Origin of the sequence: Janthinobacterium sp. YR213 (assembly GCF_900099875.1) — a bacterium.
In the GTDB taxonomy this organism is placed as follows: Bacteria; Pseudomonadota; Gammaproteobacteria; order Burkholderiales; family Burkholderiaceae_D; genus Janthinobacterium; species Janthinobacterium lividum.
In genome coordinates this window covers 1,761,353-1,780,502 of the sequence record NZ_FNDA01000001.1, presented here as the reverse complement: position 1 = coordinate 1,780,502, position 19,150 = coordinate 1,761,353, and the positions used below count along the sequence as shown (strand labels likewise).

Sequence of the window (19,150 nt, the reverse complement as noted above, 5' to 3'; positions counted from 1 at the left end):
CTTGCGGGCATGCTCGCATGAACATGCACACATTCTCACCAAACGTAACTGAAAGGATAGGGGCTGGGGCTAGTGGAAGTCAACAAAGTTGCGCTGCGGAAAGCGTAAGTTGTTGTTTCCTGGCACTTTTTCATGCTCCTGTCACATTTCCGGCCTGCCCCGGCTGGCGGCCTGTCGCAGGCTGGCCAGCAGGCAGGGCAGGGCCGCATGCAAGGCTGGCATGTCGCCGGCCTGCAGTTCGGCCTGCATTTCCACCAGGCCCGATGGCTGGCCCCAGACAACCTGTGCGCCCAGCCGGGCGCCGGCGCCGAGGCCCGTGACGCTGACCAGCAGGGCGACTTCCTCGGGGGCATCGTCGGGCATGTCCTCGAGCAGGCAGGAAATGCCGAAGTGATAATCCTGGAAAGCGCTGGCCGTACCGCTGGAAAAGGCGAAGACGGAGGCGAGCGCCCGGGGCACGGCGGCCGCGAGTGGCGGCAGGGCGGCGCGGAACAGGGGCAGCAAGTCGTTTTCCAGCTGCAGTACCAGCGGATGAGTGTGGCTGAGGACGGTCATGGGCGGACGAAAGGAGTGGCGGCGCGCGATGGTAGCAGTTTTTGCGGCCGCCGTGCTCCTGTACTGGTCCTACCAGTGCATCAATCGTCGTCGCTGGTGACGCGCGTGCGCACGAAATCGATGTGGCTTTGCATGGCCGTGCGCGCTTCCTCGGGCTGGCTGGCGCAGATGGCCTCGCACAGGGTGCGGTGCTGCGACAGCAGGTGCAGCGACGTGGCGTCATCCTGCTGGCGCAAGCCCGTGCCATTGATGGTGATGTGTTCGCGCAGCATGCCGATGATGCTGGTGTGCAGGTGTAAAAACATGGTGTTGTGCGACGCTTGCGCGATGACTTCATGCAGCCGTGCATCGGCCTGCGCCTCGCCGTGCTTGTCGTCGCTGGCGCGCGCCTGTTCCAGCTCGGCCAGCAGCGCCATGATTTGCGCGCGCTCGTCCACGCTGGCCCGCTGCGCCGCAAAGTAGGCCGTCGCCCCTTCCAGCACGCGGCGAAATTCCAGGATGTCGTCGCGCAGGGCGGGGTGGTCGGCCACCAGCTGGCTCCACGGCGAAGCCATGCCCGTGCGCAATTGATCCGTCACGAACACGCCCGCGCCGCGCCGGCTGCGCACCAGTCCCCGCGCCGCCAGCCGCTGCACCGCTTCGCGCACGGTATTGCGCGAGACCCCATATTGCAGCGCCAGCAGGCGTTCTGCCGGCAGCTGCGCGCCCGCCGGCAAGCTGCCGTCCAGCAGGGACGTTTCCAGCCTGCGCATCACCATCTCGACCCTGCCCCGCGTTTGCATGCCTGTCGCCATCGCTGTCTTCCGGTGTTGTTTTAAAGTGGTCCAAGCAATTTGAAGTGGCTTGCGGAAGCTGGAATTATGCGTGAACCGGTCATTCTTAACAACACACAGCGGCGCCGCAGCAACACACAGAGCGCCGGGGAGACACACTCATGCAGCCAGACCCGCGCCAGCCGCGCCACGCTCCACGCCACTACCCACATGCGCCGCTCCAGGTGTACCTGTTCGCCACCTGCCTGGTCGACCTGTTCGTACCGCAGGCGGGGCTCGACGCGGTGCGCCTGCTGGAGCGGGAGGGCTTGCTGGTGCATTATCCGCGCGGCCAGAGCTGCTGCGGCCAGCCCGCCTACAGCAGCGGCAACCCGGAGCAGGCGCGCGCCGTGGCCCGCGCCCAGCTCGACCTGTTTGCGCAGCCGTGGCCCGTGATCGTGCCATCCGGCTCCTGCGCCGGCATGATGCGCCACCACTGGCCGCAGCTGTTCCAGGACGACCCCGTCGCCGGTCCCAAGGCGGCCGAACTGGCCGAGCGCGTGTATGAACTGAGCGAATTTCTCGTCTGCGTGCTGCGGCTCGACCTGGCCGGCCTGGCCCTGGCCAATCCCGGACAGGCCGATGAAAACGTGGTGCTGCATACCTCGTGCGGTGCGCGCCGCGAAATGGGCACGCGGGTGCACGGCGTGGCCTTGCTTGACGCCTTGCCCGGCGTGACGCGCATCGAACACCAGCGCGAATCGGAATGCTGCGGCTTTGGCGGCACGTTTTCATTGAAGCACCCGGACATTTCCGGCGCCATGGTCAGCGACAAGATCGCCTCGGCCTTCGCCACGGGCTGCGACCGGCTCGTCTCGGCCGACTGCGGCTGCCTGCTCAATATCGGCCACGCCGCGCAGCACCAGGGCGCGCCGCTGCCCGTCGAACACCTGGCCAGCTTTTTGTGGCGCCGCACGGGAGGCGCGGCATGAGCGCGATCTTGACGGCCCGCGAACGCATGCTGGGACGCCTGCGCGCCGCCGCGCCTTCCGCGCCCGAAGCGGTGGAGGCCATCGATGCCGCCATCGACAGGCACTATTCGGCGCGCCGCGCCGCAGCACCGCTGCCGGCACGGGACAGGATCGCCGCCCTGCAGGCAGCCCTGCGCGCCGCGCATGCGGAAGTCGACTGCGTGAGCGGCGATGCCTGGCCCACCCTGCTGGCGCAGCGCCTCTGTGCGCACGGCGTACGCCGTTTGCTGCTCGATGCCGGCAGCGCCGAGGGGCGGGCCTTGCGCGCCGCCTTGCCGGAAGGCGTGGAAGCGCTGTCTTTCGAGCGTCCGCTGGCGCAGTGGAAGGGCGAATTGTTCGATACCGTCGATGCCGGTTTTACCGTCGCCCGTTCCGGCATTGCCGCCACGGGTACCCTGGTCATCGCGCCCGACGCGGCCACGCCGCGCACGGTATCGCTGGCGCCGCCCCTGCATGTCTGCCTCGTGTATGCCAGCACCCTGCACGTGGACTTGCATGCGGCGGCGCGCGCCGAGCGCTGGGCCGACGGTATGCCGGCCAACCTGGTGCTCGTGTCGGGTCCTTCGAAAACGTCGGACATCCAGCAAACCCTCGCCTATGGCGCGCACGGTCCGCGCTGGCTGTGGGTGCTGATCATCGATGACTTGCCAGCCCAGGAAAGAGGCCAGCCATGAACGCCAAGCCACTGCAATTCGTCAAGCCGGCCGACTTCCATGCGCGCGCCCGCGCCGCGCTGGACGACCCGAAGCTGCGCCAGAGCTTTCGCGGCGCCATGGATTTTTTACAGGACAAGCGCAGCGCCCAGTTCCCCGACGGCGACGAACTGGAACGCCTGCGCGACATCGGCGAAGCCGTGCGCCAGCACGCGCTGGCGCGCCTGCCCGATTTGCTGGTGCAGCTGGAAGACAAGCTGACGGCGGCCGGCGTGCAGGTGCACTGGGCCGAGGATGGCGAACAGGCCAACGCCATCATCCACGCCATCGCGGAAAGGAACCGGGCGACGCGCTTCATCAAGGGCAAGTCGATGGCCAGCGAGGAGATCGAGCTAAATCACTACCTGGAAGCGCGCGGCATGACGTGCCTGGAGTCGGACATGGGCGAGTACATCGTGCAGCTGGCCGGCGAAAAGCCGTCGCACATCGTCATGCCGGCGATTCACAAGACGAAAGCCGATATCGCCGGCCTGTTCGCCGAGCATATTCCCGACGCGCCCTACACGGAAGACGTCGACAGCCTGATCCAGACGGGGCGGCGCGCCCTGCGCCAGGCGTTTGTCGAGGCGGACATCGGCCTGTCCGGCGTGAACTTCGCGGCAGCCGACACGGGCACCCTGTGGCTGGTGGAAAACGAGGGCAATGGCCGGCTGACGACGTCCGTGCCGGAGATCCACATCGCCATCATGGGCATGGAAAAAGTGGTGGCCAAGCTGGAACATATCGTGCCGCTGGCCAGCTTGCTGACGCGTTCTGCCACGGGGCAGGCCGTCACCACGTATTTCAACCTGATTTCCGGCCCGCGCCGCGCCGGTGAACAGGATGGGCCGCGCGAAGTGCACCTGGTCTTGCTCGACAACGGCCGCAGCCAGGCTTACGCGGACGAGCAACTGCGCGCCACCCTGCAATGCATCCGCTGCGGCGCCTGCATGAACCACTGCCCCGTCTACACGCGCATCGGCGGCCACGCCTACGGCACCACGTATCCGGGGCCGATCGGCAAGATCATCTCGCCCCACTTGCTGGGACTAGCTGCGACGGCGGACCTGGCCACCGCATCGAGCCTGTGCGGCGCCTGCGGCGAAGTGTGCCCCGTGCGCATCCCGATTCCTCAATTGCTGGTGCGCCTGCGCACGGAGGCCAATCGCAATCCCGGCGAGCAGGTGGCGCATCCGCTGCGCGGGCAGGGCGCCAAGTTCAGCCGCGGCGAAAGCCTGATCTGGCGCTTCTGGAGCGGCGCCTTCGCGCGCCCTGCCAGCTACCGTTTGTTCCGCTGGGCGGCCACGCGCCTGCGGATGCTGACGCCGCGCGCGCAACTGGGCTGGACGCAGCATCGCAAGCCCTTGACGCCGGCGTCGCGCAGCCTGGCCGACCTGCTCAATGCGCGGGGCCAGGAAGAGTAGCGCCGGCTTCCACAGAAAAATACGCCGCAAAAAAATACAGCAAAGCCGTTTTTTCACTTAACCCGCATCCACCGGAGGAGACCCGACATGCAAACCTGGACCCAACTTTATACACCGCTCGGCAGCCTGTGGCTGTCGTCGCTGGCGGCAGCCGTTCCCATCATTTTCTTCTTCATCGCCCTGGCCGCGCTGCGCATCAAGGGCCATGTGGCGGCCGCCGTCACCCTGGCGCTGGCGCTGGCCGTGGCGATTTTTGCGTACGGCATGCCCGTGCCGCAGGCGCTGGCGGCGGCCGGCTACGGCTTCGCGTATGGCTTGTGGCCCATCGCCTGGATCATCGTCACGGCCGTCTTCCTGTACAAGATCGTCGTCAAGACGGGGCAGATCGAGATCATCCGCGCCTCCGTGCTGTCGGTGACGGATGACCAGCGCTTGCAGGTACTGCTGATCGGCTTTGCCTTCGGCGCCTTCCTGGAAGGGGCGGCCGGTTTCGGCGCGCCCGTGGCCATCACCTCGGCCCTGCTGGTGGGCCTGGGCTTCAACCCGCTGTATGCGGCGGGCCTGTGCCTGATCGCCAATACGGCGCCCGTGGCCTTTGGCGCCATGGGCATCCCCATCATCGTGGCGGGCCAGGTGACGGGCATCGACCCCTTCCTGATCGGCGCCATGGCGGGCCGCCAGTTGCCGTTGCTGTCGCTGGCCGTGCCATTCTGGCTGGTGTTCATGATGGATGGCGTGCGCGGCGTGCGCGAAGTGTGGCCGGCCGCCCTGGTGACGGGCGCCAGCTTTGCCATCACCCAGTATTTCACGTCCAACCATATCGGGCCGGAGCTGCCGGACATCACTTCGGCCCTCGTCAGCCTGGTGTCGCTGACCCTGTTCCTGAAAGTATGGCAGCCGAAGAATGCCAAGGTGGTCAACGCCGTCGGCGGCGGCGCCGCTGCGCTGTCCGGTTTTGGCGGCGCAGGCAGTGCGGACTTGCGCGGCAGCGGCAGCCGCGCCGCTTCGCCCTACACCTTGGCGCAAACGGCGCGCGCCTGGGCGCCGTTCGGCCTGCTGACGGCCATCGTCACCGTCTGGAGCCTGCCCGGCTTCAAGTCCCTGTTCGCCGCCGGCGGCGCGTTATCCAGCCTGGTCGTGAAGATCCACGTGCCTTACCTGGACCAGCTGGTGATCAAGACGATGCCCATCGTCGCCGCGCCGAAAGCGTATGACGCCGTCTTCAAGCTCGACCTGCTGTCGGCCGTGGGCACGGCGATCTTGCTGACGGCCGTGCTGTCCATGTGGATGCTGCGCATGAAGCCGCGCGATGGCATCAAGGCCTTCGTGGAAACGCTCGTGGAATTGCGCCGTCCCGTGCTGTCGATCGGCCTGGTGCTGGCGTTTGCCTTCGTTGCCAACTATTCTGGCATGTCGTCCACCCTGGCCCTGCTGCTGGCTGGCAGCGGCGCCGCCTTCCCGTTCTTCTCGCCGTTCCTGGGCTGGCTGGGCGTGTTCCTGACGGGGTCCGATACGTCGTCGAATGCCTTGTTCTGCTCCCTGCAAAATACCACGGCGCACCAGATCGGCGTGTCCGATACCTTGCTGGTGGCGGCCAATACGACGGGTGGCGTGACGGGCAAGATGATTTCGCCCCAGTCGATCGCCGTCGCCTGCGCCGCCACTGGCCTGGTGGGCAAGGAATCGGACCTGTTCCGCTTTACCTTGAAGCACAGCCTGCTGTTTGCCGTGATCATCGGCATCATCACCATGCTGCAGGCGTACGTGTTCACCGGCATGATCCCGCACTGAGCGATCCGTAGAAGTACGTAGTAAAACTAGATGAAATGATAGTAAAACGTGCAGAAGGTCATGAAAATGACCTGATGCACTGCAACATATCGAGGATGGTCCGGCGCAATGCCGGGTCCGCGGCGATACCCTCCGCATCGAGACCCGACCCCAGCAGGGGCAGGCTGATGCAGGCTTCGTCGATCAGCCGCGCCGACATGGTACGTACCGTTTCGCGCAAGGCCGCCTGCGCATGCGTGGCGCGCGGCGAGGTGTTCAGCAGCACCAGCGGCTTGTCGATGAACGATTCATTTCCCACCATCCAGTCCAGCCCATTTTTCATGGGGCCGCTCACGCCGTGCGCATATTCGGGGCTGGCCAGCATCAGCACGTCGGCCGCCAGGATGGCGTCGCGCAGGGCCGTCACGGCTGGCAAGCTGTCGGCGTCGAGGTCGGGATTGAACAGGGGTAATTCACCGAGTCCGGGATAGATGCGGATCTCGAATGGCGCTGGGGCAAGCCTTGCGATGGCGTGCAGCAGGGCGGTGTTCAGCGAGGCGGCGCGCAGGCTGCCGGCGATGGCGAGGATGGTAATGGGCGTTTGCATCCCGCCTGTATAGCCCATCCTGTGCTCAAGCGCAAGGCGAGCAGGATGGCGCTATCGTTGTTGCTACAGCCGGTGATGGGCTGCGTGCTGCAGTACTGATTAACGGCTCAGGCCACTCATCCAGCTTGGCTGCGGGTTGGCGCGGGCCAGTTCGCGCATGCGGTATTCCAGGTCGTAGCGGTCGGTCGATTCGGCCAGGTAGGCTTCTTCGTAAGCGCGCTCGCGGCGGTCGCTGCTTTGGTTCAGCCAGGCGCTCACGCGCTTGGCGGCGTGTACGAGGGTGGCGACGATATTGCTGTTTTGCGTGGTGTGGTAAGTAAATGCGGTAGACATGGCAGACTCCTTGTGTGGCGTGCCGCGTTGTGCTGCACTGCAATATAAGTATAGCGATTCCAAGTTATAAGGCTACTTTTGATTTCAAATGTCAGCTATTCATTTTTTAAATAACAGGCGGGAAAGCTGCGCAATACGGGGCTTTAAGGCATAATGCCGGCGCAGCATCGTAGTTTTACTACAAGACGTTTTTATCTTGGATGTTGTTTTCAGACGCAGCCCGCAGGCGTGCCGCGCCCACAAGACATCGTTCTGACGAGAAACGGTCGGCCGTGCGCCTGCCGCGCGCGAGACGTGCCATGCCTGCCCCTTTATCGTTGATGGCAGTCATGGCCCACGCTGATATCTGCGTGGCGCTTGCGCGTCCTGGCGCTGCCCGGGTGGAAACGCTTCCATGCCTGGCGCGATCAACTTGGAATTGAAAAATGGAGAAGGTATGGAATACGTAAAGCAAGGCCAGGGCGTACCGTCCGCACGGGCCGGCACGCAAAACAATACAGGCGCTCTGATCATTGTCACGGTGCTGTTTTTCATGTGGGGATTGCTGACATCGCTCAATGATGTGCTGATTCCCCATCTGCGCTCGATCTACACCTTGACCTATGTCCAGGCGATGCTGGTGCAGTTCTGCTTCTTTGGCGCCTACGCCATCGTCTCGCTGCCGGCCGGCATGCTGATCAAGAAGATCGGCTACCAGCGCGGCGTCGTCGCGGGCTTGCTGATCGCGGCCGCCGGCTGCGCCATGTTCTACCCGGCGTCCACCGGCAGCTATGCGCTGTTCCTCTTGTCCTTCTTCATCCTGGCGGCCGGCATCACCGTGCTGCAGGTGGCGGCCAATCCGTATGTGACGGAACTGGGCGACCCGCAGACGGCGTCGAGCCGCCTGACCCTGACGCAGGCGTTCAACGCGCTGGGCACCACCGTGGCGCCGGCCCTGGGCGGCATGCTGATTTTGTCGGGCACCGTGCTGACGGTGCAGCAGTTCGACCTGCTGCCGGCAGCCGAGCAGCTGGCTTACCGCGCCAAGGAAGCGGCCTCGGTGCAAGGCCCGTACCTGGTGCTGGCCGCCACCCTGGTGATACTGGCCGTGCTGTTCGCACTGGCAAAATTGCCGAAGATTTCGCACGCCGATGATGCGGCTGCCGTGGCGCAGGATGGCCACAAGGTTTCGATCTGGTCGCACCGCCACCTGGTGCTGGGCGCGCTGGCCATCTTCCTGTATGTGGGCGGTGAAGTCAGCATCGGCAGCTTCCTGATCAACTTCCTCGGCGAGAGCCATATCGCTGGCCTCAGCCACGCCGATGCCGCCTATTTCGTCAGCTATTACTGGGGTGGCGCCATGCTGGGCCGTTTCGTCGGTTTTGCCGTGATGCGCTATGTCAGCCCGGGCAAGACCCTGGCCTTCAACGCCGCCGTCGTCATCGCGCTGATCCTCGTCGCCGTGTTCTCCAGCGGTCACACGGCCATGTGGGCACTGATCGCCGTCGGCCTGTTCAACTCCATCATGTTCCCGACCATCTTCAGCATGGCCCTGAACAAGCTGGGCGCGCAAACGGGCCAAGGTTCGGGCATCCTGTGCATGGCCATCGTCGGCGGCGCCATCGTGCCGTTCATCCAGGGCTTCCTGGCCGACCACATCAACCTGCAGCTGTCCTTCCTCGTGCCGGCCCTGTGCTACACCTTCATTCTGTACTTCGGCTGGAAATACGCCAGCATGTACAAGGACGACGCCGCCAAATAAGCAAGGTGGCGCGATCAATCAAAAGGGTGGCCTCGGCCACCCTTTTTTTACGTCAGTGCGCGAACTGCGTACCCAGCACGTCCTGGCACACCTCGAGCCAGGCGCGCGCCGCGTGCGACAGATAACGTCCGCTCCAGACATGCGCCACCTGCCACGCCACTTCCGGTTCGACGATGCGCACCGCTTCCAGCCGTTCGCCGGCCAGGCGGTGGATGAACGGCTCGGGCAGCAGGGCCACCCCCAGGCCCGCCGAGGCCATCGCCACCAGCCAGTCCCACTGCCCGCTCTGGGCCGCAATCGTCGGCGTGAAGCCCGCTTGCGCGAAATGCTGGCGCAGGCTGCGCGTGAGCGCGAAATCATCCTTCAATAACACCAGCGGCAGTTCGGCCAGCGCCTTGAAGGGCAGTGTCGTGCGGTTTTTCTGGAACGTGCCCGGCTCGGCCAGGGCCCAGATCGGGTAGTTGGCCACTTCCACCGCCACGAGGTCGAGTTCCGGGTCGGCCGGCAGCACCGTCATGCCGATTTCCAGCTCGCCCCCCGCCACCTTGCGCTCGATCTGCTGGCCCGTGTCTTCCTGCAGGGTCAGGCTGATGTTCGGATGGCGCGCGCGAAAGGCTTTTAATACGGGCGTAAACAGCACGTTGATCATGGGCGGGATGCCGACCGCCAGGCTGCCGCGCTGCAAGGCCTGGGTGTCGCGCACTTCCAGGGTCAGCTGGCGCATATTGGCCAGCATCTCCTGGCCGTGCTGGTAGACGATGCGGCCCGTGTCCGTCAGGGTCAGCTTGCGCCCGTCGCGCACCAGCAGCTGGGCGCCCACCTCGTCTTCCAGCTGGCGCACCATCTTGCTGATGGTCGACTGGGTCAGGTGCAGCGACTCGGCCGCCTGCGTAAAGCTCGACAGGCGCACGGTTTCGACGAAATAGCGCAGGGAACGGATATCCAAGGGAGTGCTCAGTGTTGGCAGGGCATGAAAATATCGACTGGATGTGACGAAATTAATTCATGCCATGCATGTGGACGGGATTTTATACTGAAACCACTTATGGGGCTGGTGTATGACAGCCATCCAGTTTGAGAATATTAAGAATATCAGGAGCATCACGATGTACGAGGACCGTATCCGCCACCCAGGCTTGCTCAGCAAAATCATGAGCGCCGATGAGGCAGCCAAATTGTTTCACAACGGCATGCGTGTCGGCATGAGCGGCTTTACCCGTGCCGGCGACGCCAAGGCCTTGCCGCGCGCGCTGGCCGAACGTGCCCTGCAAGATCCATTGAGCCTGACCCTGATCACGGGCGCTTCGCTGGGCAATGGCAGCGACGGCCTGATGGCCGAGGCGGGCGTGCTGGCGCGTCGCATGCCGTTCCAGGTCGACCCCGTCTTGCGCGGCAAGATCAACAACGGCGAAGTCATGTTCATCGACCAGCACCTGTCGGAAACGGCCGAGCAGCTGCGTTCGGGCAACCTGGCCGCCGTCGACATCGCGGTCATCGAAGCGACGGCCATCACGGCCGCCGGCGCCGTCATTCCGACCATGTCGGTGGGCAACTCCGCCGCGTTCGCCCAGCAGGCCACGCAAGTCATCATCGAAATCAACCTGTCCACGCCGCTGGCGCTGGAAGGCTTGCATGACATTTATATACCGCAAACCCTGCCGGGCCGCGAGCCGATACCGCTCACGCGCGTCGACCAGCGCCTGGGCAGCACGGCCATCGCCATCGACCCGGCCCGCATCGCCGCCATCGTCATCACGGACAGCCCCGACAGCCCGTCGAACGCCTTGCCGCCTGACGCGGAAACGCAGGCCATCGCCGGCCACGTGATCGCTTTTCTCGAAGGCGAAGTGGCGGCCGGGCGCATGGGGCCGGAACTGCTGCCTCTGCAGGCGGGCATCGGCACCATCGCCAACGCCGTGCTGCATGGCCTGATCGGCTCGCCCTTCCAGAACATGACGATGTATTCGGAAGTGCTGCAGGACAGCGCCATCGAGCTGCTCGATTCGGGCCAGCTGGCGTTTGCCTCGGCCTCGTCGATCACCCTGTCGGCCGCCGTGCACCAGAAGCTGATGGACAATATCGACCATTACCGCTCGAAGATCGTGCTGCGCCCGCAAGAGATCAGCAACCATCCCGAGATCGTGCGCCGTCTGGGCATCATCGCCCTGAACACGGCGCTCGAGTTCGATATCTACGGCAACGTCAATTCCACGCACGTGTGCGGCACGCACATGATGAACGGCATCGGCGGCTCGGGCGACTTTGCGCGCAATGGGCAAGTGTCGATGTTCGTGTCGAAATCGGCGGCCAAGGGCGGGCGCATTTCCAGCGTCGTGCCGATGGTCTCGCATGTCGACCATACGGAGCATGACGTCGACGTGCTGGTGACGGAGTGGGGTTTTGCGGACTTGCGCGGACTGGCGCCGCGCGAACGGGCGCCGCTGATCATCGAGCGCTGCACGCATCCCGATTACCGCGCGCAACTGCGTGCTTATTATGACGCGGCATGCCAGCGCGGCGGCCATACGCCGCACATCCTGGAGCAGGCGCTGTCGTGGCATGTGCGCTACCAGGAAACGCAGAGCATGCTGGCAGCGTAGCAGGCTTCGCTAACCTCAGCACAGGCAGGGCAGGGCGGTGCTGCACCGCGCCCGCCTTTTTTTCCTCAGTACATATGCAGCGCCTTGGCGCCCAGGCCCAGCAGGGCAAACGTGGTGGTGGCCTGTATCCCCATGAACCACAGGAAGTGGGTGTGCATGTGCTTGCGGATGTCGCCCAGTTCCGTGCGCAAGGCGTGGCAGTCGCCGCGCAAGTCGCCACGAAACTGCGTCAGGTCGGCGCGCAGCAACTGCGATTCGTCGCGCAACTCCGTACGTATATTGTCGAGGCCGTCGCCAAGACGCTGTTCCAGGGTCTTGAACCATTGCCGGTCATGTTCCCGGTCCGTTTCCAGTTTTGTCAGGCGCGCTTCCATGCGTACAGCATTGTGCGCGCCTTGCTGTTTGTCAAGCTGGTCCGTGGCATAGGCTTCGTTCATCTCGCCCTCCTTCGCGCGAGCCGCGCTGCACCAGCGCAGGCGGCTTCACTCCACTGTCCGCCTTTTCTGTCGGGACGGTTTGCGCTGGATCAAACGTCAGGAAGCCGGTGCAAAGCGTAAACGGATGCCTGCCGTGACGACGGCCAGCAAGTCGTCGATATGCGCGTTCATTTCCGGGTGCGGCGTCCATGGGTCGCCCGCATCCATGACGATGCGCAGCGAGACGAGGCCGTGCAGCGATTGCCAGAAGATTTGCGTCATCGTGTGCAGCGCCGGCTCGTCCTGGCGCACCAGGCCCGCCTGCGCCAGTTCGCCGAACAGGTGCAGCGCATAGGCGTACGGATCCTGCTCGATATTGCCGTGTTCGACTTCGACGGCGTCGAGCTCCGCATGCGGACGCAGCTCCATGAAGATCAGCGAATATTCGTCGGGATGCTGGAAGCCGTACTCGATGTAGGCGCGGCCGACCAGGCGGATGCGTTCCCACGGCTCAGTGCTGCCGGCGCAGGCCGTGCGCATGGCGCGCACCAGTTCCAGCAAGTCCTTGTCCATGGCCTGGGCGATCAGGGTGGCCTTGTCGCGGAACAGGGCGTACACGACGGTGGTGGAAAAGCCGGCCGCCTCGGCCACCTTGCGGATGGAGACGGCGCGCGCGCCTCCTTTCTTGATGAGATCTTTGACGACGTCGATGATGTGCTCGCGCCGCGCCTGAGCCTCGCGTAACTTTCTTTCCTGGATATTAGTTAACTTCTTGTCCACGACTCTTTCCTGGCGACTCTATGAAAGCAAGAATTATAGGGGGGCGATTGAGCGCCAATGTGTCAGCGGCTGTTACAAATCAGTTTTTTGTCCGGTAGATGCAACAGCTGACCGATTTTTCGCGCTTTTGCCCGTCACTTTTCCATCGATGCCCCGGATTGGTGCACAAATCGCCTGGCCAGGCTTTGCGAACGGGCCCAAAGGGCGGAAAATAGCGGGATAGCTTACACTGCGTTTTTAAGTAATCCCCGGGAAATTATTGTGAATTTATAGCGAACAGAAGCGGATGCGATGCAAGGCGTTCGCCGCGACGCAGTGCGAGCACTGCTAGCGGTGGGCAACACAGCAGCGCGCCGATTGTGGAGACTAGAAATCAGAAGAATTTATTGGGGGTTACTTAGCGCGCCGGCGCCAGCCCACGAGGCAACGCCGGAACACTTACATTCGGACGGGATCATTACATGACCATTAAAATCAGCCAGAACTTCGACTCGGGCGCCATCGACGTGGTGAGCGCCACCAGTGCCGGCGCCATCGACCTGAACTTGCGCAAGGATAGCCACGCGGACATCCACCAGTGGTTCCACTTCCGCCTGCAGGGCGCGCGTGGCCAGGCATGCACGATGCGTTTCCTGAACGCGGGCCAGGCCACCTATCCGGCCGGCTACGAAGACTACCAGGCCGTGGCCAGCTACGACAGCGAAAACTGGTTCCGCGTGCCGACCTCGTTCGACGGCCAGGTCATGACGATCTCGCACACGCCGGAACTCGACAGCGTGTATTACGCCTATTTCGAGCCGTATTCGTGGGAACGCCATCTGCGCCTGCTGGGCGAAGTGGCCGAGCATCCGCTGGCGCGCGTGTCCGACCTGGGCAGCACGGTCGACGGCCGCGACATGAACATGGTGACCATCGGCAACCCGCAGGCGGAAAAGAAGATCTGGGTCATCGCGCGCCAGCATCCGGGCGAATCGATGGCCGAATGGTTCGTCGAAGGCTTGATCGACTCGCTGCTGGACGACGCCAACCCGATCGCGCGCAAACTGCTGCAGCGCGCCGTGTTCCACATCGTGCCGAACATGAACCCGGACGGCTCCATTCGCGGCAACCTGCGCACGAATGCGGCAGGCGCCAACCTGAACCGCGAATGGATGACGCCTTCGCTGGAATCGAGCCCGGAAGTGCTGTGCGTGAAAAACAAGATCCATGAAACTGGCGTCGACATGTTCTTCGACATCCATGGCGATGAAGCGCTGCCGTACAACTTCGTGGCCGGCAATGAAATGCTGGAAAACTTCACGCCGGCGCAAGCGGCGCACCAGAAAGCCTTCATCGAGCGCTACAAGCAGGCCAGCCCCGACTTCCAGGACAAGTTCGGCTATGCGGCCAGCAAGTACAAGTCGGACATGCTGACCCTGGCGTCGAAATACATCGGCCACCACTTCGGTTGCCTGGCGCTGACGCTGGAAATGCCATTCAAGGAAAACGCCGACTTGCCGGATCCGGCCGTCGGCTGGAACGGTGCGCGCAGCGCGGCCCTGGGCGCGGCCATGCTGCAGCCTATCCTGCTGTCGCTGGATTGAACGGCGTTGTTCATGGGTATCGAGATCGAGCGTAAATTTTTGCTTGCCGGCGACGCCTGGCGCGGCCTGGGCCAGGCGGTCCTGCTGCGCCAGGGCTATCTGTCGTCCGCGCGCGAGCGCGTGGTGCGCGTGCGCATCGAAGGCGAGCAGGCGATGCTGACCATCAAGGGCGCGAACGTGGGCGCGACGCGCGGCGAGTGGGAGTATCCGATTCCGCTGGCCGATGCCGCCGAACTGCTCGACGGCCTGTGCGAACAGCCGCTGATCGAAAAGGTCCGCCACCGCATCGAACATGCGGGCATGGTGTGGGAAGTCGACGAGTTCCTGGGCGCGAATGCGGGCCTGGTGGTGGCCGAGATCGAACTGGCCTCGGAAGACCAGGCGTTCGAGAAGCCCGACTGGATCGGCGCGGAAGTGTCCGGCGACGCGCGCTACTACAACGCGAACCTGATCCGCCACCCGTTTTCGCAGTGGTGACCAGGCGTCAAAAAGCTTGTTGAAATGAAAAAGGCGGAACCTCGGTTCCGCCTTTTTTTGCATCAGGGGTATTGTCGGATTATGCCGTACCGGCTAATCCGACCTACGGCCTATGCCAGCAGCGTAGGTCGGATTAGCGCGCAGCGCGTAATCCGACAACCCCGTTACAGCATCAATGGAAGTGTTCCGTGCCTTGCGGGGTATCTTCCGGCATTTCCGCATGCGCCAGTTCGCCCACGGGATCGGCAAACAGGGGCGCGCCGCAATCGTCGCAGTATTCACCGACAAAGCGTTCCGCGTGGCGCTTGATCTGCGTCACTCCGGCGGCGTTCAGGTGCTCGATAATTTCATCGACGGGCGTCTTTTGCTTGTCCAGCGCGGCGATGCCCACCTGGATCAGGCCTTCGATCGGCGTGCCATCCTCGTCTTCCTGGCCATATAAAGGCCAGACGATGCCGTAGATCACGTCCGGCGCCTGGCGCAGGGTGAAGGCGATGCGGTACTCGTCCACCTGGCCATCGGCCGCTTCCTCGCCGAAACCGGCGATCACGGCGCGCAGTTCCGACGGCTCGATGGCCAGCGTGTGCGTCAGGTAGTGCACGGCGGCGCGCACGGAGACGGGGCGTATCAGCTTGTCCGCTTCGCGGCAGGCCACGTAATACGCTTCCGGCAGCAGCAATTCCAGACCGCAGCCGGGCAGCAGGCGGGCAATCGTCGGCGTGGCCTGCGTGCGCCATTGTTCCAGGGCGGCGCTGCGCTCGGCGATGAAGTCGAGCTGGCTCGACGGCGTCTGCCAGCGGAACAGCGGTGCGCCAGCAGGGGCCACCACGGCCACCAGCAGGTAGCGCGTGTCGGCCAGGAAGGGCGCCGTTTCCGCCTCTTTGGCCGACGGCTTGACAGCCGTGCCCTTCAGGGCGGCCAGTGCCAGCTTCTGCGTCTTGGCATAGGTCTCGACGTGGCTGCGCGGCAGCTGGTCGATCGAATACAGGGTGGGCGCCATGGCCATCTTCGTGCCATCGGCCAGCAGGTGGGCGGCGAAATGCGCCGACAGCACGCCGTGCGCGTCGCCGGCCATGGGGCCGGAGGCGATGGAAAAGCGCGTCCACGCGAGGATGGGCACGGCGACCAGCAGGGCGTCGTAGCGCACGTCTTCATGCGTAATGACGGTCGATTCGCTGACGGCTTCAACGCAGTCCATCAGCACGTCGTAGGCGTTCAAGTCTTCCTTGAACAGGCTGCCCAGGGTGTTGTCGATGGTGTCCTGGTGGCCGGTTTTGAGTAATTTCTGGAGCTGCGTATCCAGGCTGTGTTCCCAGGACCGCTCTTCGAGACGGCTGGCTGCCTGTACGATCGCCTGGGCAAAGGTGACCAGGCGCTGGCTGTCGGCAGTCAGTTTATGGGATGAATCTTTGGAAGGACGACGCATGGCGGGATAAGAGTCTCGGAAAGTGAAAAAAATGGATCAGTCAAACAATGATAAACCCTTATAACCGTATTGTAGAGGATTCAGCCGCACGCAATACGTAAGCTATCCTCAGATCATGCCAATAGTCGGAATTTCAAGTCGGAACGGGGCGCAGGGACGAAAAAAAGCGCCGGTCGGAACCGGCGCTTTTATCTTGCCTCACAGCTGGGCTGATTACTCGGCCAGCAGTTGACGCAACACGAATGGCAGGATACCGCCATGCTTGTAGTAATCGACTTCGATCGGCGTATCGATGCGCAGCAGCACTTTCACGTCGACGCTGGTGCCGTCGGCGCGGTGGATCACCAGGGTGGCCAGTTGCTGTGGCTTGATTTCGCCTTCGAGGCCTTTCAGGTCGAAGGTTTCATTGCCGGTGATGCCCAGGGTTTGCACGCTGTCGTCGCCGATGAATTGCAGCGGCAACACGCCCATGCCCACCAGGTTCGAGCGGTGAATACGCTCGAACGAACGGGTGATCACGGCTTTCACGCCCAGCAGTTGCGTACCTTTTGCCGCCCAGTCGCGCGACGAGCCCGTACCGTACTCTTCGCCGCCGAAGACCATGGTTGGCGTGCCTTCAGCAACATATTTCATCGCTGCGTCGTAGATCGACATCTGTTCGCCGGATGGCTGGTGAATCGTGATGCCGCCTTCGACCGCCGAACCGTCCGCCTTGGCAGGGATCATGCGGTTTTTGATACGCACGTTGGCGAACGTGCCGCGCATCATGATTTCATGGTTGCCGCGACGCGAGCCGTAGGAGTTGAAGTCCGCTTTCAGGACGCCGTTTTCCTTCAGCCACTTGCCTGCAGGACCGTTTTCCTGGATCGAGCCGGCTGGCGAGATGTGGTCGGTGGTGATGGAATCGCCGAACACGCCCAGTGCGCGCGCGCCTTCGATGCCGGTGGCCACTGCCGCTGGCGTCATCGAGAAGTTGTCGAAGAACGGTGGTTCCGCGATGTAGGTCGATTTCGGCCAGTTGTAGACTTGACCGGACACGGTCGTGACTTTTTCCCACAGCTTGCCTGGTGCGCCCTTGACGTCGGCGTAGTTGTCCTTGAACACCTTGGCATTCATGGCGAACTTCATCATGGCCGAGACTTCAGCCGAGGTCGGCCAGATGTCGCCCAGGTAGATATCCTTGCCGCCCTTGCCCTTGCCGACAGGTTCCGTCATCAGGTCGCGCGTCATGTTGCCGGCGATGGCGTAAGCGACGACCAGCGGTGGCGAAGCCAGGAAGTTCGAGCGGATGTTCGGGTGAATACGCGCTTCGAAGTTGCGGTTGCCCGACAGTACGGCCGACGCGACGATGTCGTGCGTGGCAATGGCTGCGTTCAGCTCAGGCGTCAGGTCGCCCGCATTGCCGATACAGGTGGTGCAGCCGTAGGCGGTCACGCCGAAGCCCAGTTTTTCCAGGTATGGCAGCAGGCCGGCAGCCGTCAGGTACTCGGTCACGACGCGCGAGCCGGGGGCCAGCGAGGTCTTGATGTGCGGAGCGACTTTCAGGCCGGCTTCCACGGCTTTCTTGGCCAGCAGGCCGGCAGCCAGCATCACGCTCGGGTTCGAGGTGTTGGTGCACGAGGTGATCGCGGCGATCAGCACGTCGCCGTTCGACACTTTCACGCCGTTCGTCGTTTCGTACACGGCAGCCAGGTCGGCCGGGTTCTTGTTGAAGCCGTTTTCCGTGGTTGGCTTGGCGAACAGTTCGGCGAAGTTCGCTTTCACGTTGCCGATTTCGATACGGTCTTGCGGGCGCTTCGGGCCGGCCAGCGACGGAGCGACCGTGGCCAGGTTCAGTTCCACCACGCGGGTGTAGTCGATCTCGCCGGCTTTTGGCACGCCGAACAGGTTTTGCGCCTTGAAGTAGCCTTCGAACGCGGCGATTTCAGCCTTGCTGCGGCCGGTGCCCTTGAAGTAATCGATGGTGGCTTCGTCGACCGGGAAGAAACCCATGGTCGCGCCGTATTCCGGTGCCATGTTGGCGATCGTCGCGCGGTCGGTCAGGGTCAGCGACTCGGTGCCTTCGCCGAAGAATTCGACGAACTTGCCGACGACTTTTTCTTTGCGCAGCAATTCGGTGATGGTCAGTACCAGGTCGGTGGCGGTGCAGCCTTCGCGCAGCGCGCCCGACAGGTTCACGCCGATGACGTCAGGCGTCAGGAAGTAGACCGGTTGGCCCAGCATGCCGGCTTCCGCCTCGATGCCGCCCACGCCCCAGCCGACCACGCCGATGCCGTTGATCATGGTGGTGTGCGAGTCGGTGCCGACCAGGGTGTCAGGGTAGTACACGTCGCCGGCTTTCTTGCCTGCGTGGTGCACGCCGCGCGCCAGGTATTCCAGGTTGACCTGGTGGACGATGCCGAAGCCTGGTGGCACGACGCCGAAGGTGTCGAATGCCTGCATGCCCCATTTCATGAACTGGTAGCGCTCGTTGTTACGCGAGAATTCCAGTTTCATGTTCAGGTCCAGCGCTTTCTTTTCGCGGTAGTGATCGATGGTCACCGAGTGGTCGACCACCAGGTCGACTGGCACCAGTGGTTCGATCTTCTTGGCGTTGATGCCCATCTTGGCGGCCACGTTGCGCATGGCTGCCAGGTCGGCCAGCAGCGGTACGCCGGTGAAGTCTTGCAGCACGACGCGCGCCACTACGAACGGGATCTCGTCGGTGCGCTCGGCGGTCGGGCCCCAGCTCGCCAATTGCTTGACGTGTTCTTCGGTGACTTTTTTGCCGTCGCAGTTGCGCAATACCGATTCGAGCACGATGCGAATCGACACTGGCAGGCGGGAGACATTGATGCCCAGGCTTTTTTCCAGTGCAGGCAGGGAGTACAGCTTGCCCTTCTTGCTATCCGAAATATTAAAGTCCTTGAGCGTGTTCAGAGTGTTGCGGGACATGACCTCTCCTTGTTGGGTATCGTCTATTT

Annotated in this window: 17 protein-coding genes; 8 read left to right on the top strand and 9 right to left on the bottom strand. The window is 63.4% G+C overall.

Annotation, left to right across the window (positions count from 1 at the left end):
• Positions 1-141 precede the first annotated feature (141 nt).
• Both BLT98_RS07925 and BLT98_RS07920 read right to left on the bottom strand, forming a co-directional pair.
• The gene (locus BLT98_RS07925) at positions 142-555 is read right to left on the bottom strand and encodes a hypothetical protein (RefSeq protein ID WP_092606323.1); all 414 of its coding nucleotides are present in this window, start codon (positions 553-555) and stop codon (positions 142-144) included.
• An 80-nt stretch (positions 556-635) separates the two neighbouring features.
• On the bottom strand, positions 636-1,337 hold the full coding sequence (locus BLT98_RS07920) for a FadR/GntR family transcriptional regulator (protein ID WP_244517419.1): 702 nt from the start codon (positions 1,335-1,337) through the stop codon (positions 636-638).
• Between the two features lie 152 nt (positions 1,338-1,489).
• On the opposite strand from BLT98_RS07920, the gene BLT98_RS07915 reads away from it, so the two are divergent.
• The 4 genes from BLT98_RS07915 (at position 1,490) to BLT98_RS07900 (ending at position 6,245) form a co-directional block, all read left to right on the top strand.
• Positions 1,490-2,299, top strand: a complete 810-nt coding sequence (locus BLT98_RS07915; protein WP_092606321.1) for a (Fe-S)-binding protein — start codon at positions 1,490-1,492, stop codon at positions 2,297-2,299.
• On the top strand, positions 2,296-3,012 hold the full coding sequence (locus BLT98_RS07910) for a LutC/YkgG family protein (RefSeq protein ID WP_092606318.1): 717 nt from the start codon (positions 2,296-2,298) through the stop codon (positions 3,010-3,012). Before BLT98_RS07915 ends, BLT98_RS07910 begins: the two co-directional genes overlap by 4 nt.
• The gene (locus BLT98_RS07905) at positions 3,009-4,454 is read left to right on the top strand and encodes a LutB/LldF family L-lactate oxidation iron-sulfur protein (RefSeq protein ID WP_092606316.1); all 1,446 of its coding nucleotides are present in this window, start codon (positions 3,009-3,011) and stop codon (positions 4,452-4,454) included. The genes BLT98_RS07910 and BLT98_RS07905 overlap by 4 nt, the downstream gene beginning before the upstream one ends.
• Positions 4,455-4,541: 87 nt before the next feature.
• Positions 4,542-6,245 carry a lactate permease LctP family transporter gene (locus tag BLT98_RS07900; protein ID WP_092606314.1) on the top strand — a complete coding sequence of 568 codons (1,704 nt, stop codon included), beginning with the start codon at positions 4,542-4,544 and terminating at the stop codon, positions 6,243-6,245.
• 58 nt (positions 6,246-6,303) lie between these two features.
• Here the strand turns inward: BLT98_RS07900 and BLT98_RS07895 are convergent, their stop codons facing one another.
• Positions 6,304-6,831 carry an NADPH-dependent FMN reductase gene (locus BLT98_RS07895; RefSeq protein WP_092606312.1) on the bottom strand — a complete coding sequence of 176 codons (528 nt, stop codon included), beginning with the start codon at positions 6,829-6,831 and terminating at the stop codon, positions 6,304-6,306.
• Between the two features lie 99 nt (positions 6,832-6,930).
• Positions 6,931-7,164, bottom strand: coding sequence for a DUF3563 family protein (locus tag BLT98_RS07890; RefSeq protein WP_092606310.1), 234 nt, complete (start codon positions 7,162-7,164; stop codon positions 6,931-6,933).
• A gap of 436 nt (positions 7,165-7,600) precedes the next feature.
• On the opposite strand from BLT98_RS07890, the gene fucP reads away from it, so the two are divergent.
• Positions 7,601-8,905 (top strand): L-fucose:H+ symporter permease, encoded by a 1,305-nt coding sequence (fucP, locus tag BLT98_RS07885; protein ID WP_092607048.1) that lies wholly within the window; start codon positions 7,601-7,603, stop codon positions 8,903-8,905.
• A gap of 52 nt (positions 8,906-8,957) precedes the next feature.
• Here fucP and BLT98_RS07880 read toward each other — a convergent pair whose 3' ends face one another.
• The gene (locus BLT98_RS07880) at positions 8,958-9,851 is read right to left on the bottom strand and encodes a LysR substrate-binding domain-containing protein (protein ID WP_092606308.1); all 894 of its coding nucleotides are present in this window, start codon (positions 9,849-9,851) and stop codon (positions 8,958-8,960) included.
• Positions 9,852-10,011: 160 nt separating this feature from the next.
• Between BLT98_RS07880 and BLT98_RS07875 the strand changes: the two genes are divergently transcribed.
• Positions 10,012-11,505 carry an acetyl-CoA hydrolase/transferase family protein gene (locus tag BLT98_RS07875; protein ID WP_092607045.1) on the top strand — a complete coding sequence of 498 codons (1,494 nt, stop codon included), beginning with the start codon at positions 10,012-10,014 and terminating at the stop codon, positions 11,503-11,505.
• Between the two features lie 65 nt (positions 11,506-11,570).
• Here BLT98_RS07875 and BLT98_RS07870 read toward each other — a convergent pair whose 3' ends face one another.
• Positions 11,571-11,942, bottom strand: coding sequence for a hypothetical protein (locus BLT98_RS07870; protein ID WP_092606306.1), 372 nt, complete (start codon positions 11,940-11,942; stop codon positions 11,571-11,573).
• A 96-nt stretch (positions 11,943-12,038) separates the two neighbouring features.
• Positions 12,039-12,701, bottom strand: a complete 663-nt coding sequence (locus BLT98_RS07865; protein WP_092606304.1) for a TetR/AcrR family transcriptional regulator — start codon at positions 12,699-12,701, stop codon at positions 12,039-12,041.
• A gap of 461 nt (positions 12,702-13,162) precedes the next feature.
• On the opposite strand from BLT98_RS07865, the gene BLT98_RS07860 reads away from it, so the two are divergent.
• Positions 13,163-14,284: a M14 family metallopeptidase gene (locus BLT98_RS07860; protein ID WP_034789119.1), complete on the top strand. Its 1,122-nt coding sequence runs from the start codon at positions 13,163-13,165 to the stop codon at positions 14,282-14,284.
• Between the two features lie 12 nt (positions 14,285-14,296).
• Positions 14,297-14,761 carry a CYTH domain-containing protein gene (locus BLT98_RS07855; RefSeq protein WP_092607042.1) on the top strand — a complete coding sequence of 155 codons (465 nt, stop codon included), beginning with the start codon at positions 14,297-14,299 and terminating at the stop codon, positions 14,759-14,761.
• A gap of 172 nt (positions 14,762-14,933) precedes the next feature.
• On the opposite strand, the gene BLT98_RS07850 is transcribed toward BLT98_RS07855, so the two are convergent.
• Both BLT98_RS07850 and acnA read right to left on the bottom strand, forming a co-directional pair.
• Positions 14,934-16,187 (bottom strand): DUF2863 family protein, encoded by a 1,254-nt coding sequence (locus tag BLT98_RS07850; protein WP_092606302.1) that lies wholly within the window; start codon positions 16,185-16,187, stop codon positions 14,934-14,936.
• Between the two features lie 213 nt (positions 16,188-16,400).
• Positions 16,401-19,121, bottom strand: a complete 2,721-nt coding sequence (gene acnA / locus BLT98_RS07845; RefSeq protein ID WP_070254090.1) for an aconitate hydratase AcnA — start codon at positions 19,119-19,121, stop codon at positions 16,401-16,403.
• Positions 19,122-19,150 lie beyond the last annotated feature (29 nt).